The 15,054-nt window shown below is 62.2% G+C and carries 14 protein-coding genes; 7 read left to right on the top strand and 7 right to left on the bottom strand.

The window, feature by feature from the left end:
* The first annotated feature begins 64 nt into the window (after nt 1-64).
* On the top strand, nt 65-1,663 hold the full coding sequence (locus DM807_RS03820; protein WP_012269935.1) for an EAL domain-containing protein: 1,599 nt from the start codon (nt 65-67) through the stop codon (nt 1,661-1,663).
* A 14-nt stretch (nt 1,664-1,677) separates the two neighbouring features.
* Here the strand turns inward: DM807_RS03820 and DM807_RS03815 are convergent, their stop codons facing one another.
* Together DM807_RS03815 and algB are read right to left on the bottom strand one after the other, a co-directional pair.
* On the bottom strand, nt 1,678-3,444 hold the full coding sequence (locus DM807_RS03815) for a KinB sensor domain-containing domain (RefSeq protein ID WP_012269936.1): 1,767 nt from the start codon (nt 3,442-3,444) through the stop codon (nt 1,678-1,680).
* 11 nt (nt 3,445-3,455) lie between these two features.
* A complete protein-coding gene (gene algB, locus DM807_RS03810) occupies nt 3,456-4,802 on the bottom strand; it encodes a sigma-54-dependent response regulator transcription factor AlgB (protein ID WP_012269937.1) in 1,347 nt (448 codons plus the stop codon).
* Between the two features lie 209 nt (nt 4,803-5,011).
* Between algB and DM807_RS03805 the strand changes: the two genes are divergently transcribed.
* The 6 genes from DM807_RS03805 to DM807_RS03780 all read left to right on the top strand — a co-directional run bounded on the left by DM807_RS03805 (nt 5,012) and on the right by DM807_RS03780 (nt 10,422).
* Nucleotides 5,012-5,833, top strand: coding sequence for a BON domain-containing protein (locus tag DM807_RS03805; protein WP_060514961.1), 822 nt, complete (start codon nt 5,012-5,014; stop codon nt 5,831-5,833).
* 174 nt (nt 5,834-6,007) lie between these two features.
* A complete protein-coding gene (locus DM807_RS03800) occupies nt 6,008-6,298 on the top strand; it encodes a hypothetical protein (protein ID WP_012269939.1) in 291 nt (96 codons plus the stop codon).
* 43 nt (nt 6,299-6,341) lie between these two features.
* Nucleotides 6,342-6,503, top strand: a complete 162-nt coding sequence (locus tag DM807_RS03795; RefSeq protein ID WP_003252966.1) for a DUF1328 domain-containing protein — start codon at nt 6,342-6,344, stop codon at nt 6,501-6,503.
* Between the two features lie 2 nt (nt 6,504-6,505).
* A complete protein-coding gene (locus tag DM807_RS03790) occupies nt 6,506-6,976 on the top strand; it encodes an inhibitor of vertebrate lysozyme family protein (RefSeq protein ID WP_012269940.1) in 471 nt (156 codons plus the stop codon).
* 744 nt (nt 6,977-7,720) lie between these two features.
* A complete protein-coding gene (gltP, locus tag DM807_RS03785) occupies nt 7,721-9,049 on the top strand; it encodes a glutamate/aspartate:proton symporter GltP (RefSeq protein WP_012269941.1) in 1,329 nt (442 codons plus the stop codon).
* Between the two features lie 143 nt (nt 9,050-9,192).
* Nucleotides 9,193-10,422: a nucleoside recognition domain-containing protein gene (locus DM807_RS03780; protein ID WP_012269942.1), complete on the top strand. Its 1,230-nt coding sequence runs from the start codon at nt 9,193-9,195 to the stop codon at nt 10,420-10,422.
* Here DM807_RS03780 and DM807_RS03775 read toward each other — a convergent pair.
* The 5 genes from DM807_RS03775 to DM807_RS03755 form a co-directional block, all read right to left on the bottom strand.
* Nucleotides 10,404-11,039 carry an ABC-type transport auxiliary lipoprotein family protein gene (locus tag DM807_RS03775; protein ID WP_060514963.1) on the bottom strand — a complete coding sequence of 212 codons (636 nt, stop codon included), beginning with the start codon at nt 11,037-11,039 and terminating at the stop codon, nt 10,404-10,406. The two genes, DM807_RS03780 and DM807_RS03775, sit on opposite strands and share 19 nt — an antisense overlap.
* Nucleotides 11,036-11,974 (bottom strand): MlaD family protein, encoded by a 939-nt coding sequence (locus DM807_RS03770; RefSeq protein WP_060494431.1) that lies wholly within the window; start codon nt 11,972-11,974, stop codon nt 11,036-11,038. Before DM807_RS03770 ends, DM807_RS03775 begins: the two co-directional genes overlap by 4 nt.
* A 3-nt stretch (nt 11,975-11,977) precedes the next feature.
* Complete coding sequence (locus DM807_RS03765) at nt 11,978-12,769, bottom strand: ABC transporter ATP-binding protein (RefSeq protein ID WP_012269945.1); 792 nt, start codon at nt 12,767-12,769, stop codon at nt 11,978-11,980.
* Nucleotides 12,766-13,899, bottom strand: coding sequence for an ABC transporter permease (locus tag DM807_RS03760; RefSeq protein ID WP_012269946.1), 1,134 nt, complete (start codon nt 13,897-13,899; stop codon nt 12,766-12,768). Before DM807_RS03760 ends, DM807_RS03765 begins: the two co-directional genes overlap by 4 nt.
* A 114-nt stretch (nt 13,900-14,013) precedes the next feature.
* Entirely contained in the window at nt 14,014-15,036 is a 1,023-nt protein-coding gene (locus DM807_RS03755; protein ID WP_179027065.1) for a DUF5924 family protein, read from the bottom strand.
* Nucleotides 15,037-15,054: the final 18 nt, after the last annotated feature.

Raw genomic sequence — 15,054 nt, 5'->3', positions numbered from 1 at the left:
GCCAAACGGTGCGGGTGATTCTCGATTCAGTTGCTATACCTTAGTTATCAACTGGATGCCTTTGATGTCAGCACTCATCGCCTTGCTGCGCCAAATTTTTTACCGCCCCTGGATGCTGGCCACCTTGGCAGCGTTGGCCAGCGCTGCGTTATTGCTCTCTGCCAGCATCGGCATTGCCCTGCAACAAATGAAGCAAAGCGAAAGCGAACAGATGAACGCCCAGGGCGAGCGTTTTCTGGATCGCCTCGAACAGGTGTTCGGCCAGTTGCGCGAAGGGGTCGACCTGCTGCAGGCCCAGCCATTGCGCGGCTGCAGCCCGGCGATGCTGGCAGCCTTGCAGCAGGTTGGCCTGAGCTCGCGGTTCATCTATGAAGCGGCCTATGTGGATGGCGACGTTGCCTGCTCCAACCGCGGTGACGAGCGCGCGTTCGTTCCCTTGCGAGCGCCGGATATCCAAGGCCCGACGTACAGCTACTGGCTTAACACCACCACCGAGCCGAACGAGAACCTGGCAGCGCTGATGCTGGGCCGTGGCAAGTTTCTGGTTTCCACCTCGCGTGGTCACTTGACCGATGTAGTCGACCTGCCCCCAGGCGGCAGCCTGGTGGTGGTGCTGGACAATGGCGCGCGGGCCATCCCCGTGCTCGGCCCGCCACAGGTATGGCCACCACCCTCGGCCTGGTCGACCAGCCACAAGTCGCTGCTGGAACTCAGTGATCGGCTGATCTACCGAATGCCAACCAAGTCACCGGATTACCAGCTTGTACTGATCGCGCCGCGGGCCAGCCTGCCGCTGAGGATGAACGGCATGCTCTGGTTGCTGTTCCCCGGTAGCGTGCTGGCGGCCTGCTGCATCGGTTGGCTGGTATTGCAGTTGATCCTGCAACGGCGGTCGATGAGTTCGGAGTTGCAGAATGCCTTGCGCCGTGGAGAGTTGCAGGTGCTGTACCAGCCAATCATCGAGCTCGACAGCCGGCGTTGCGTTGGGGCCGAAGCCTTGGTGCGCTGGCGCCGTCCGGACGGCACGCTGACCAGCCCGGACCTGTTCATTCCGTTGGCGGAGAATACCGGGCAGATTCGCCAGATCACCGACTTTGTCCTGCAACGTGTACTTGAACAATTAGGGCAGTTGCTGCGCTCGCACCCCAAGCTGTACATATCGGTAAACCTGGCGGCCTGCGATGTGATGGTGCCTCGTATCGGCCGGGTGGCGGCGCGCTTGCTGGCGTTGCATCGCGTGGCACCCAGCCAGATCGCCTTCGAGGTAACCGAGCGCGGCCTGATCGACGTGGTGGTGGCCCGCGACAACCTGCAGGCGCTGCGCGCCGTGGGGCATCAAGTGCTGATCGACGATTTTGGTACCGGCTATTGCAGCCTTGCCTACCTGCAGACCCTGCCAGTGGACTGCCTGAAAATCGACAAGGCGTTCATTGATGCCCTGGGCCATGATGCCGCCAGTAGCGGCGTGGCTCCGCATATCATCCGCATGGCCCATGACCTGCACCTGCGGGTGATTGCCGAAGGCATCGAGTTCGAGGACCAGGCGGTGCTACTGAACAGTGAGGGAGTCAATTACGGGCAAGGTTGGTTGTTTGCCCGGCCACTGAACGCTCGTCAATTTGCCGAGCTGGTGACCCGCGGGCACCTGCCACGTCGGGTGTAGGTGCATTACAGCATTCATACCGGCAATGCCATGTAGAACTGGGTCCCTTGCCCTGGCCGTGAAAATACGCCCATGCGCCCGCCGTGCAGTTGCACGATCTCTTTGCACAACGCCAGCCCCAGCCCTGCGCCACCTTTCTTGCGGCCTACCTGCACGAAAGGCTCGAAGATGCGCCCTTGCTGCCCATAGGCAATGCCCTCACCGTTGTCCTCGATGCTGATGATCACCCGCTCCGCATGTCGCCTGGCATGCAGGCGGATGCGCCCGCCGTTGGCGGTATGGCGGATGGCATTGTGCAGCAGGTTGTCCAGCACCCGGTCCAGCTGGGCGACGTCGGCCTGAATGCGCGGTAGTGGCGCTTCCAGCTCCTTGAGCAACTCGATCTGCTTTTGCTGCGCCTGCTCGGCAAAGCGCAGCTGCGCACGCTCCAGCAGTTCGTCGAGGGCGCAGGGGGCCAGCTCGAGCTTTTGCAGCCCGCTCTGGTATCGGGAGAAGTTGAGCAGGTCGTTGATCAACTGGGTCAGGCGCTGCATTTCTTCGCCGATGGTTTCCAGCAGGTCGTTCTCGCGTGCATCGGGTGGGAACTTGACCCGCTCGCGCAGCAGGCCGAAGGCCATGTGCATGCCGGTCACTGGGGTACGCAGTTCGTGGGAGGCGCGCAGCACGAACTCGCTGCGCACGCGCTCGAAGGCTCGTTGCTCGGTCACATCGTGCAGCACCATCACCGCGCCGAGGATGGGCCCCTGCGGGTGACTGACGGGGGTCAAGCTGTAGGTGAGCAGGCGTGTTTCTTCATCGACTTCGATGTTCAGGTCGTCCGGTTGGCGGTCTAGGCTACCTCCGCGCAGTACCTGGCGCAGCTGTTGCTCAAGCTCTGGTCGCTGCAGGGCGTTGGCCAGGCCGCTGCCCACGCGGCTGTCGCTCCAGCCCAGCTGGCGTTGCGCCACGGGGTTGAGGTGCTCAAGGCGACCCTGGCGGTCGATGATCAGCAGGCCATCGTCGATGCTGTCGAGCACAGCCTGCAAGCGCTGCTGACCGGCCAGCAGCTCGTCAACGTTGGTGGCCTGGTGTTTGCGCAAGGCATCGGCCATCAGGCCAAAGCGGCGAGTCAGCTGGTTCAGCTCGGTCGCCTGGGTGACCGGCAAGGTGACGTCGAAATTGCCTTTGCCCAGTTGGTCGGCCGCTTTGGCCAAGGCTTCGATAGGCTGGCCAAAACGCCGGGCGATGTTGTGTGCGGTGATGAAGCCGAGCACCAGTACCACCAGGCCCATCAGGCCGAGTACACCACTGACCAGCAGGGCGCGGTCACGGGTGTGCTCCTCGCTGCGGGTGATCAGGTCCAAGGCCTGCTTGTGGGCATCGATCAGGTCGGTTCGCACCTGGTTGAACGCGGCGCCCAGCGGTTGATCGACTCCCATGCTGCGGGCGGGTGCGGCGCTATCGCGATAGGCCTGGAGAAAGGCTTGGTAATTGCTGCTGGCCTTGCTGAAACCGGTGCGCTCACCGCCTTGTTCCAGCCCTTGGTTGAGCAGGGCCTGGAAGTTGTCCTGCAGCAGCCGCAGGTTATCCGGGGCGGTTTCTTCATCAAGAATGAGGGTCAGCTGTTCGCCCAGGTTCTGGCGCAATTTCAGCCCCACTTCCAGGGCATGGGTGGTTTCGCGCACCAACTGCTGTTGCACGGCGGCCATCTGCAGCACGCTGACCAGGCCCAGCAGCAGGCCCAGCAACGCCACGGTCACCAGCGCCGAGATGCTGAGGAAAAGCCGCGTGCGCAGCTTCATGGGCGGCCACTTCACAGGTTGTACTGCTTGCGCTTGCGGTACAGGGTGGAGGCATCGATGCCCAAGGTCTTGGCCGCTTGGTCGAGGGTATCGCTGGCGGCCAGCACGGCACCGATATGCGCGCGCTCCAGCTCATCCAGGCTAAGCGCGGCACCCACGCGTGGCGCATTGCCGGTGGGTTGCTCACCCATGCCCAGGTGGCTGATTTCCACACGCTCCTGTGGGCAGATGATGCTGGCCCGTTCCACGACGTTGCGCAGTTCGCGAATGTTGCCGGGCCAGCGATAGTTGAGCAGCGCAGCGCGCGCCTCGTCACTGAAACCGCGGGCGGGGCGAGAGTATTCCTTGACGAAGCGGGCGAGAAAGCGGTCGGCCAGGGTGAGGATGTCTTCACTGCGTTCGCGCAGCGGCGGCAGGTGCAGGGTGATGACGTTCAGGCGATACAGCAGGTCTTCGCGGAAGCGGCTTTCGCGCACCATCTCTTCGAGGTTGAGGTTGGTGGCGGCCAGAATGCGCACATCGGCACGTCGGGTAACCGGGTCGCCGACGCGTTCGTATTCCTTGTCCTGGATGAAGCGCAGCAGTTTGGGCTGCAAGGTCAACGGGAAATCGCCGATTTCGTCGAGGAACAGCGTGCCGCCGTCCGCTTGGCTGACCCGCCCAAGGGTGCTTTCGCTGGCTCCGGTGAAGGCGCCACGGGTATGGCCGAACAGCTCGCTTTCCATCAGCTCGGCGTTGAGCGACGGGCAGTTGATGGTCACGCAGGCTTTGCGCGCGCGCTTGCTCCAGCCATGGATGGCCCGTGCCAGCTCGCCCTTGCCGGTACCGGACTCGCCAAGGATGAGGATGTTGGCGTCGGTGGTGGCGACCTGGCGGGCGGTTTCCAGCACCGCCATCATGGCCGGGCTGTGAGAGTCGAGGCCGTCCTTGGGTTTGCGAATTTCACCTTCCAACGCCTCCAGGCGGGCAGAAAGCTGGCGCACTTCCAGTTGCTTGGCGGTGGCCAGGCGCAACTGGTCGGGGCTGCACGGCTTGACCAGGTAGTCGGCCGCGCCGGCCTGGATGGCGTCTACCGCTGTATCGATCGCCGAGTGTGCGGTAACGATCACCACTCGCATCCACGGGGCCTGGATACGCATCTGCGCCAGCACGTCCAGGCCATTGTCTTCACCCAGGCGCAAATCGAGGAAGCACAGGTCGAACACCTGGCGCTGCAGCAGGCTTTCGGCCTGGGCCGCGCTGTTGGCCGTGGCCACGCTGTAGCCCTCGTCCTCCAGGCAGTAGCGGAAGGTGCGCAGGATCGCGGACTCGTCATCCACCAGCAGAATGCGGCCTTGGTTGTCCTGGGCTGATTCCATTTCCTGCGCTCCTTTGGGATAGATCGTTATTTAGTGTGGGAAAAATCGGGCAAGTTGCATGGTCAATTCTGAAGGATTCTGTCCTTTGCATGCTAGCCAATGGCCAAAGGATGCCTGCAACCCGTGATTTTCCAATGCTTTGCTTAGAGGCACGCGCTGGCACATTGGTTGCGAAGTTTTTTAGATTTTGCCAAGAAGGAGGCACTGCCATGCCCTTTTCCCTGCGTACAGCCGTGTTGGCAGCCACCCTGCTGCCAGCCTTTACCCCTGCATTCGCCGACCCTGTGCAGGACGCGCGCCTGGAAGGCGCCCTGCAAACCGCCCTGTCACTCAATCGCATGCTCGACCCGTTCCGTATCACGGTTGAAGTGGACGGCAAGCAGGCGCGTCTTTCCGGTGAAGTGGAGAACGAGGTCGAGCGGCAGCTGGCCGAGGATGTGGCACGGGCCACTCGGGGTATTGAACAGGTGGAGAACCAGCTGCGAGTCAATCCCCAACTGGTGGAGCGCCCGCTTGAATTGCGTGCCTACGCCCAGCGCCTGGAGGACGCCACCCTGGCTGCGGTGATACGTGCCCGTCTGCTGTGGAGCCGCACCACTGAGAAGGCGCCTATAGAAGTACAAAGCAGTGAAGGCGTGGTGACCTTGCGCGGCAAGGTCGACAGTGCCGAAGCCAAGGAGTTGGCGGGCGTGGTGGCGCGTACCACCGACGGCGTGCACCTGGTCAACAACCTGGTCAGCCTGGATACCGCCGCCATGGCCAAGGCCCGGGAAACACCGGTGGGGGCGCCAACTGGGCCGCAGCCGAGTGACAGCTGGATCATCGACAAGATCCAGAACAGCTATCGCTTCAGTCGCAACCTCGACGGCCTGAACCTGAAAGTGGCTAGCGAGGCAGGCATGGTAAGGCTGTCGGGCGAGGTGGTCAGCGCCGAGCAAAAAACCATCGCTGTGGAGATCGCCCGGCAGATCATCGGTGTGCGTGGGGTGGATGCTGACCTGCTCAAGGTGGCGATCAAGGTCGAAGGCTGATCGTGCAATTCGCACGACTGCACGGGCGGCATCGTGCAGGATACGTCCTTACTGCTTGCCTTGTTGTTATCTAACTAGTTGATTTAAAAGGATTTAATTTAATTTCGAAGGCTGGCATGCAGGCTGCAATTACCTGTTCAGGTTTGAACAAAAATTACAGCAGGAGGAGCCGGCATGAACCGCCAATCCGTCAACCGCTCGCAGATCGCCGCACTGCCCTTGCGCCAGATGCTGACACTCGGCATGGCGTTGCTGCTGACCTTGGCCGCCGGCCTCTTCTATTACAGTTGGCAAACGGCGCGTCTGGCCGAGCAAGTGGCGGCGCAGACTGCCCTGTTGACGCAGATCCAGGCAACCCGTGCCAACACCTTGGTCAAGGCGGCTGAGCCGCTGCCTACCGGCCAGGCCACTGCCTCACCGGCCACCCTGGAAACTGTCGTGCCTCAGGACCGCTGGGTCTTCTGACCTGCCGGCCGGATCTATTCCGCAAAAAGAAAGGAGAACCACCATGCTGAGCTGGGCTATCACTTTCCTCATCATTGCCATTGTCGCCGCTGTACTGGGCTTCGGTGGTATCGCGGGCGCTGCGACGGGTATCGCCAAGATCCTGTTCATCGTCTTCCTGGTGTTGTTCGTAGCCTCCTTCTTCTTTGGACGTGGACGAGGTTGAAGATGAGCAGGAAGCTTTGTTCAGCCCTGGCTGCCGCCCTGTTGCTGGGTGGCAGTACGGCGGCGATGGCGGCCAATGACGGCCAGGTCCGGGTCGATCAGTTGCTCGGCTCGGACCCGGAGTACCGGGAAACCTGGCAGGACACTCTCAAAGGCGAGGAACGCCTGCCCGATTGGGTGGTCAATCTGACCGGCAGTGCTCAGCAGCAGATGTCTGCCGTTACCGAAGACGGCGACAAGTACTTGGTCGGGCCGCTGTGCGAGGCCAAGGATAATTGCACTTACAAACGCCTGATCGTGGCGTTCAGCTGGGACAAGGATGACGCCTACGGGATGCTCGTGGAGGTGCCCGAAGGCTTGCCGAGCGACAAGTCGCCCACCCGTCATGCGCAGTATCGTTGGTTAGGCGAACCGGACGATGGCATGAAGGCGATGCTGCAGGAGCAGCTCAAGCGTGACCCGAACTGGTACTGAGCATTTATTGCCGGTACGGATGAACGGTCACCACTGTCACGTAATAGAAGCTGAACCTTTCTATAGTTCAGCCTTCTATGATGCGCCGCCCCGAGGAGGGGCAGCACATGACCAAGGGGCCGGGCTGTTCTGATTGTTGCAGGATCGGAGTGGCCTAGGGGTACAGGGAGTGCCTCCAGTAATGGGCCGGGTCAGGAAAGGCGGAATCGGAAGTATCAGGCCGGCGGTATCACAGGGATACCTTGTCAGGCCTGACTTCCGAGGAGCCCTGTATGAAGCGTCGCTTCTCTTGCGCGTTTTTTCTCCCGAGACACATTTTGTCTCGACCGTACATCAAATTTTTTTCGACCTTCTTGTTGCTGGTACAAGCGGCATTTCCGCCATTCGGATTGTCGAACAAGCCATCTTCCTTGCCCTTTGTGTACCGTCAAATCTGCCGAAATATGGCGGTTTGGTCTTGTTCGGGATTCCGAACGTTATAAATCAATCACTTGCGAAGCTGCCGAATGGGTCGAAAACCGTATGCCAAAACGGCATGGGGTATGCGTTTCCGGCATTAGCTTTCGCCCCTTCCCGTCGCAATAGTTGCCGCCTTTTTCGCTGGCCAGAGCGCCCTGTCGCTCGCCTGCGGTGTCCTTACATGACGTCGCCGGACGGAAGCTTGCACGGCTCGTGACTTTGCCAATGGCTCTGTTACACGTGTTTCCGCCAGGTGCCATGACCACTAGAACAAAGGGTAAAGACATGAAGAAGGCAAAACTGAGCCTCGCCTGGCAGATCGTCATCGGTCTGGTCCTGGGTGTTGCAATCGGCGCGCTACTGAACCACTTCAGTGCAGAAAAGGCCTGGTGGATCAGCAACGTCCTCCAGCCCGCTGGTGACATCTTCATTCGCCTGATCAAGATGATCGTCGTCCCGATCGTGATCTCGTCGCTGATCGTGGGCATCGCCGGGGTTGGCGACGCGAAGAAACTGGGCAGCATTGGCCTGAAGACCATCATCTACTTCGAAGTAGTGACCACCATTGCCATCGTCGTGGGCCTGGTGCTGGCCAACCTGTTCCACCCGGGCGCCGGCATCGACATGAGCACCCTGGGTACCGTGGACATCTCCAAGTACCAGGCCACTGCGGCCGAGGTGCAGCATGAGCACGCGTTCATCGAAACCCTGCTGAACCTGATCCCGTCGAACATCTTCGCAGCGCTCATGCGTGGCGAAATGCTGCCGATCATCTTCTTCTCGGTCATGTTCGGCCTGGGCCTGTCGAGCCTCCAGGCAGAACTGCGCGACCCACTGGTGCGTACCTTCCAGGCTGTTTCGGAAACCATGTTCAAGGTCACCCACATGATCATGAACTACGCCCCTATCGGCGTGTTCGCCCTGATCGCCGTGACCGTGGCCAACTTCGGCTTCAGTTCGTTGCTGCCGCTGGCCAAGCTGGTGCTGCTGGTGTACTTCGCCATCGCCTTCTTCGCCTTCATGGTGCTGGGCCTGGTTGCCCGCGTGTTCGGCTTCTCGGTAATCAAGATCATGCGCATCATGAAAGATGAGCTGATTCTGGCTTACTCCACTTCCAGCTCGGAAACCGTGCTGCCGCGCGTGATCGAGAAAATGGAGAAGTACGGCGCGCCGAAGTCGATCTGCTCGTTCGTGGTGCCGACCGGCTACTCCTTCAACCTTGACGGTTCGACCCTGTACCAGAGCATCGCGGCCATCTTCATTGCCCAGCTGTACGGCATCGACCTGTCGTGGAGCCAGCAGCTGCTGCTGGTGCTGACACTGATGGTCACCTCCAAAGGTATCGCTGGTGTGCCGGGTGTGTCGTTCGTGGTGCTGCTGGCCACCCTGGGCAGCGTGGGCATCCCGCTGGAAGGCCTGGCCTTCATCGCCGGTGTCGACCGCATCATGGACATGGCCCGCACCGCGCTGAACGTTGTCGGCAACGCCCTGGCTGCGCTGGTCATCGCTCGTTGGGAAGGCATGTACGACGCCGCCAAGGGCGAGAAGTACTACGCTTCGCTGATGGCCGACAAGCAGGAAGCTGCGGTGGTTGGCGAAACCGCCAAGCGCTGAGCCTTATGGCTGTTTGACCCAAAGCCCCGACTTGTCGGGGCTTTTTGTTTTCCGGGTCATTCGCGGACCATTGTAGGCGCGCGATCGCCAGCCCCAGGCTTCGATACGCTATCATTCGGGCATTTTTCAGGGGGTACACACGGATGCTCAACGGCCTTTGGCTCGGCTTTTTCCTGGTGGCGGCGGTGTCCGCCCTGGCCCAATGGCTGGTGGCCGGCAACGCGGGCATCTTCGCCGCAATGGTCGAAAGCATCTTCGCCATGGCCAAGCTGTCGGTGGAGGTGATGGTGCTGCTGTTCGGCACGCTGACCCTGTGGCTGGGCTTTCTCAAGATCGCCGAAAAGGCCGGTATCGTCGAATGGCTGGCCAAGGTGCTGGGCCCGCTGTTCGCCCGCCTGATGCCGGAAGTGCCGCCTGGTCACCCGGCCCTGGGCCTTATCACCATGAATTTTGCCGCCAACGGCCTGGGCCTGGACAACGCCGCGACGCCGATTGGCCTGAAGGCCATGCGCGCGCTGCAGGAGCTGAACCCCAGCAGCACCACGGCGAGCAACGCGCAAATCCTGTTCCTGGTACTCAACGCCTCTTCGCTGACGCTGCTGCCGGTCACCATCTTCATGTACCGGGCCCAGCAGGGCGCGCCGGACCCAACCATGGTGTTCCTGCCGATCCTGCTGGCGACCAGCGTCTCGACCTTGGTCGGCCTGCTGTCGGTGGCAGTGATGCAGCGCTTGCGACTGTGGGACCCGGTGGTGCTTGCCTACTTCATCCCCGGCGCTTTGCTGCTGGGAGGTTTCATGGCGTTCCTCGGCACCCTGTCGGCCGCTGCACTGGCAAGCCTGTCGTCCATCTTGGGCAACCTCACGTTGTTTGGCGTGATCATGCTGTTCCTGGTGATCGGTGCCTTGAAGCGGGTGAAGGTGTATGAAGCCTTCGTCGAAGGTGCCAAGGAAGGTTTCGATGTGGCCAAGAACCTGCTGCCCTACCTGGTGGCGATGCTGGTGGCGGTGGGTGTGCTGCGCGCATCAGGTGCCTTGGAGCTGGCCTTGGACGGCATTCGCCATGCGGTGAACTGGATGGGCCTGGACACACGCTTCGTCGAGGGTTTGCCGACGGCGCTGGTCAAGCCGTTTTCCGGTAGCGCAGCACGGGCCATGCTGATCGAAACCATGCAGACCCAAGGCGTGGACAGTTTCCCGGCCTTGGTCGCGGCGACGATTCAAGGCAGTACCGAAACCACCTTCTATGTACTGGCCGTGTACTTTGGCGCCGTCGGCATCCAACGTGTGCGCCATGCAGTCGGTTGCGCACTGCTGGCCGAGTTGTCCGGGGTGATCGCGGCGATCTTCATCTGCTACTGGTTCTTCGCCTGAACCCTCGGTTGAGCCTGGTTTGCCTGGGCAATGGTCCAGCTCACCACCTGCCCCACCAGTTGGTCGCTGGCTTGGCCAAAGCCGGTAACCACGGCTGACACCTGTTTGTCGGTCAGTGGTTGGCGGATCTCAAAGCGCTTGCTGGCCAGGATGCGCTGGTTGCGCCCCTGGACCAGGCGTGCGTCGTAGCGGATCACCACCTCTACCGCCCCGCCTGGGCGGTATTCACTCTGAAACGCCTGCAGCTCGCCAGCCAGCTCGTAGTCAGCCTGCAGGTTGCTGTCGTCGGCGCTCAGGCGCTGCACCTGGCCGTCACGCTGGAAGCCATCGAGCAAGCGGTTGCGCAGCAGCACCGGGGCCGCATCGCTCCAACGTGCGCCCTTGTAGCTGCTGACCATATCGCCTTGGGGAATCACGGCAATCCGTGGCCCGGCCAGCACTTCGCTGGCCAGTGGCTTGTTCAGGCGCAATGACCAGTCCAGTGCCGGTGCCGTGCGGCTGGGTTGATTCACTGGCAGGCGGTAAAGGTCCACGGGTTCGCTTTTGGGCAGGATCGAGCAGGCACTGGCCAGGCTCAGCGCGGCCGCCAGGGCCAGCAGGCGCAGCGACGGTTTCATGGCTGGAACTCCTTGTTGTTGTCGCGGCCAAGCAGGTAGCCGCTCGGGTCGGCCTCCAGTTGCCGGGAAATGCCTTTGAGTGCGTTAAGGGTTTCGCGCAGTTCACGAATGGCCGGGGTGAGCTGGTTCAGGCCCTGGGCGCCGTCGCCGATGGCCTCGCTGTTGTTCTTCAGCAGGTTGTTGATGGTTGCCGTGCTTTCAGCCAGTGACTGCATGGCCTGCTCGGCGCTGCCGATCGCCTGTTTGCCTTCGCTGCCCAGCAGGCCGTTGGCATTGCGCATCAGCGTCTGTGTTTCGGCCAGGGTGGCGCTGGCCTGCTTGCCCACCTGCACCAGCTGTTCGATGGCCTCGGCGATGCTGCCATGCTGGCCGGCAAAGGCGCCGGTGGTCTTGTCGAGGTTGGCCAGGGTGTTGCTGAGGTGGCCGATGTTGTCCTCGGAGAACATCTGGTTGGCGTTGTGCAGCAGCAGGTTGATGTTGGTCACCAGGTCGCTGCTGTCATTGAGCAGGCGCGAGATGGGCGATGGCGAGGCGATGATCACCGGCAGCTTGCCATCTTTGCCCTTCAGTTCTGGGCTTTGCGGGGTGCCGCCGCTGAGCTGGATGAACGAGTTGCCAGTGACCCCGGCCAGGGTCAGCTTGGCCTGGGTGTCTTCCTTTACCGGTGTGTCACCGCTCAGACGTACCCGTGCCAGTACCCGGCGTGGGTCTTTGGGGTCCAGGCGCAGGGTGGACACATCGCCCACCTTGATGCCGTTGTACTGCACCGGGCTGCCACGGGACAGGCCCGAGACGGCTTCGTTGAACACCACTTCGTAATCCTTGAAGGCGTCGTCGACACTGGACTTGGCCAGCCACAGGCCGAACAGCATGGCGCCGGCTACCACCAGGACGGTGACCAGGCCGATAAGAACGTGATGGGCTCGGGTTTCCATTGCTCAGCGCTCCTGCCCGGCACGGGTGGCAGCCTGTTCGGCTGCGCGCCCGCGTGGGCCGTGAAAGTATTCTTGGATCCAGGCGTCGTTGGTCTGCTCGACCTCGGCCAGCGGGCCGGCCACCAGGACTTTTTTCTGCGACAGCACCGCAATGCGGTCGGTGATGGTGTACAGGGTGTCGAGGTCGTGGGTGATGAGGAACACCGACAGGCCCAGGGCATCGCGCAGGGTGAGGATCAACTGGTCGAACGCGGCGGCACCGATCGGGTCCAGGCCAGCGGTGGGTTCGTCGAGGAACAGGATGTCCGGGTCCAGGGCCAGTGCGCGGGCCAGCGCCGCACGCTTGATCATGCCCCCCGACAACGAGGCCGGGTACTTGTCGGCGGCCGAGATCGGCAACCCGGCCAGGGCCAGCTTCACGCCGGCCAGGTGCTCGGCATCGGCCCGGGACAGCCCGGCGTGCTCGATCAGGGGCAAGGCCACGTTCTCGGTCACCGTCAGCGAAGAGAACAGCGCGCCCTTCTGAAACAACACGCCAAAGCGCCGCTCGACCAGCGAGCGCTGTTCTTCATGCAGGCCGGCCAAGTCCTGGCCGAACACCTTGATCTGCCCTTCATTGGGCCGGCGCAAGCCGATGATGCTGCGTAGCAGCACCGATTTGCCGCTACCTGAGCCACCGACCACGGCGAGGATTTCGCCACGGTACAGGTCAAGGTCGAGGTTTTCATGCACCACCTGGCGGCCGAAGCGGTTGCAGATGCCACGGGCTTCGATGACGCGATCCTGATCACTCACCAGCCCATCTCCATGAAGAACAGCGCGGCTACCGCATCCAGCACGATGACCACGAAAATCGACTGCACCACCGCCGAGGTGGTGTGTGCCCCTACCGATTCGGCGCTGCCGCTGACCTTGAAGCCTTCCAGGCAGCCGATGGCGGCGATCAGGAAGGCGAAGAAGGGTGCCTTGGCCAGGCCTACCAGAAAGTGCTGCACGCCGATGTCGCTTTGCAGCAGCGACAGGAACATGGCCGGCGAGATATCCAGCGTCAGGGCGCAGACCACCGCGCCACCAATCATGCCGCAGATCATCGCGACAAAGGTGAGCAACGGCAGCGAAATCAGCAAGGCCAGCACCCGTGGCACCACCAGTAGCTCCATGGGGTTCAGGCCCAGGGTGCGGATGGCGTCGATTTCTTCATTGGCCTTCATCGAGCCTATTTGTGCGGTGAACGCGCTGGCCGTGCGCCCGGCCATGAGGATGGCGGTCAGCAGCACGGCGAATTCGCGCAGGAACGAGAACGCCACCAGGTCGACGGTGAAAATGGTCGCGCCGAAGTCGGCCAGCACCGTGGCACCGAGGAAGGCCACTACCGCACCCACCAGGAAGGTCAGCAAGGCGACGATGGGCGCGGCATCCAGCCCGGTCTGTTCGATATGTGCCACGACCGGTGTGAAGCGCCAGCGATGCGGTTGCAGGGCGCGACGCAGCAAGGTTTCGAGGATGACGCCGACGAAACCGAGCAACTGCATGGAGTCTTGCCACAGTGTGCCGACGGCGCGGCCGATGCGTTCCAGCAGCATCAGCAGTACGTTCCGCTCGGGCTCCTTGACCGGGATGCAGTAGTCCTGGACCGAGCAGTAGACGTTCTTGAGCAGTGCGCGGCTGGCTTCGGGCAGGTCTTGGGTACAGCGCGACAGGCGCTCGGAACCTAGCAGCTCGGCCAGCAGCGACGCGCCGGCGGTGTCCAGGCGGCCTAGCTGGCTGAGGTCGGCGACGGTGTCGGCAGCGTATTGCGTGCGCAGTTGCTCGCTTTCGCGCTTGAGGTTGGCGTAATGCGCCAGGGTCCAATCACCGGTAATGCGCAGGCAGGGCGGCTGGCTGCTGGTGTCCAGAATGGCGCTGGGGGTGGTCATAGGCTCCATGCAATTGACTCGGCGCTAAGGCTTAGGGGCTGATCATAGCGCAGCGGGCATGGGCTGTTTGTTGATTATGTGCTGTGTTGGGGGCTACGAGGCTGCAACGCAGCCCCTTTTCACTTACTGCGCCGGTGCGTCGTCGGCCACCTTGAAGCGCAGCACGCCGATCACCTGCCCATCTTCGGTCAGCACCCTTACCTGCCACTTGCCTACCGGGTTGGGCGGGAAGTTCTGCTTGTGGGTCCAGGCCCGGTAGCCTTCCTTGCGCCCGCCGTGGATGTCCAGGGCTATGCGGTCGACCTCCTGGCCGTCCTTTTGCCACACATGGTAGATCCGCTCATTCAGGCCGCGTGGCGCGTTGATGGCGGTATAGGCGTACAGGCCGCTGCTGCGTATGCGACTGGCGGCAATCTCGTCCAGCGATTCGCCTGGCTGGCGGTTGAGTACTTCGGTGCTCACCGCCACCTCGGTCATCCACAGGGTTGCTGGCGGCACCCAGGAGCGCAACAGCCAGCCGCCGGCACCGACCGACAGGGTAACCACCACCAGCGCCACGGCGCGGCGCCAGTTGTTGATCGGGAAGCTACTGGCCAGGCTTGGGAACGACAGGGCCATGGCTGCGATCAGGGCCAGCTTGAAGCTTTGCGCGGTGGTCAGGTGCAGGATGATCGGCAACGCAGTCAACAGGGCGGCGAACAGCGTCAGGGTGTGCAGTGCCAGGAACAGCCAGCGCCGGGGTGCCAGCCACTTGTAGTACAGGGGGTCGGTGATCGAAATCAGGCCGGCGGCGCCAAGCAAGCCAGTGAAGACCAATTGGCCGCTGTTCCAGGTGGTGGTGATGAAGAAGAACGGCAGCACGAAGAACAGTGTTTCCTGGTGGATCATCTGCGTCGCGTAGCGCAATAGTGGCTGCGGGATCTCGCGGTTGAAGGTGCGTGCGAACAAGCCGGTGAGGGTGTTTTCCAGCATCAGCCAGACCCAGCTGACCAGCATGAGTATGGCGACCCAGCTGGCCAGGCCGGCTTGGCGATCGACCAGGATGAAGCTGCCGATACCGGAGAGGAAACCGCCGAGCGCGATGATGCCGGGGTAGCGTTTGAGCAGTTCGATGATGCGCTGGACGATATGGGGGATTTGGGGCATTGGGGGCTACGACAGAAA

It is taken from the genome of Pseudomonas hunanensis (genome assembly GCF_013393325.1).
GTDB classification, from domain to species: domain Bacteria; phylum Pseudomonadota; class Gammaproteobacteria; order Pseudomonadales; family Pseudomonadaceae; genus Aquipseudomonas; species Aquipseudomonas putida_P.
The sequence above is the reverse complement of the archived record's forward strand: the minus strand, read 5'-3'. Positions and strand labels throughout refer to the sequence as shown.

Bases quoted from the DNA above. Each gene is read 5' to 3' on its own strand.
- DM807_RS03820 (WP_012269935.1), top strand. From the start codon at position 65: ATGTCAGCACTCATCGCCTTGCTGCGCCAAATTTTTTACCGCCCCTGG.
- DM807_RS03815 (WP_012269936.1), bottom strand. From the start codon at position 3,444: ATGAAGCTGCGCACGCGGCTTTTCCTCAGCATCTCGGCGCTGGTGACC.
- algB (WP_012269937.1), bottom strand. From the start codon at position 4,802: ATGGAATCAGCCCAGGACAACCAAGGCCGCATTCTGCTGGTGGATGAC.
- DM807_RS03805 (WP_060514961.1), top strand. From the start codon at position 5,012: ATGCCCTTTTCCCTGCGTACAGCCGTGTTGGCAGCCACCCTGCTGCCA.
- DM807_RS03800 (WP_012269939.1), top strand. From the start codon at position 6,008: ATGAACCGCCAATCCGTCAACCGCTCGCAGATCGCCGCACTGCCCTTG.
- DM807_RS03795 (WP_003252966.1), top strand. From the start codon at position 6,342: ATGCTGAGCTGGGCTATCACTTTCCTCATCATTGCCATTGTCGCCGCT.
- DM807_RS03790 (WP_012269940.1), top strand. From the start codon at position 6,506: ATGAGCAGGAAGCTTTGTTCAGCCCTGGCTGCCGCCCTGTTGCTGGGT.
- gltP (WP_012269941.1), top strand. From the start codon at position 7,721: ATGAAGAAGGCAAAACTGAGCCTCGCCTGGCAGATCGTCATCGGTCTG.
- DM807_RS03780 (WP_012269942.1), top strand. From the start codon at position 9,193: ATGCTCAACGGCCTTTGGCTCGGCTTTTTCCTGGTGGCGGCGGTGTCC.
- DM807_RS03775 (WP_060514963.1), bottom strand. From the start codon at position 11,039: ATGAAACCGTCGCTGCGCCTGCTGGCCCTGGCGGCCGCGCTGAGCCTG.
- DM807_RS03770 (WP_060494431.1), bottom strand. From the start codon at position 11,974: ATGGAAACCCGAGCCCATCACGTTCTTATCGGCCTGGTCACCGTCCTG.
- DM807_RS03760 (WP_012269946.1), bottom strand. From the start codon at position 13,899: ATGGAGCCTATGACCACCCCCAGCGCCATTCTGGACACCAGCAGCCAG.
- DM807_RS03755 (WP_179027065.1), bottom strand. From the start codon at position 15,036: ATGCCCCAAATCCCCCATATCGTCCAGCGCATCATCGAACTGCTCAAA.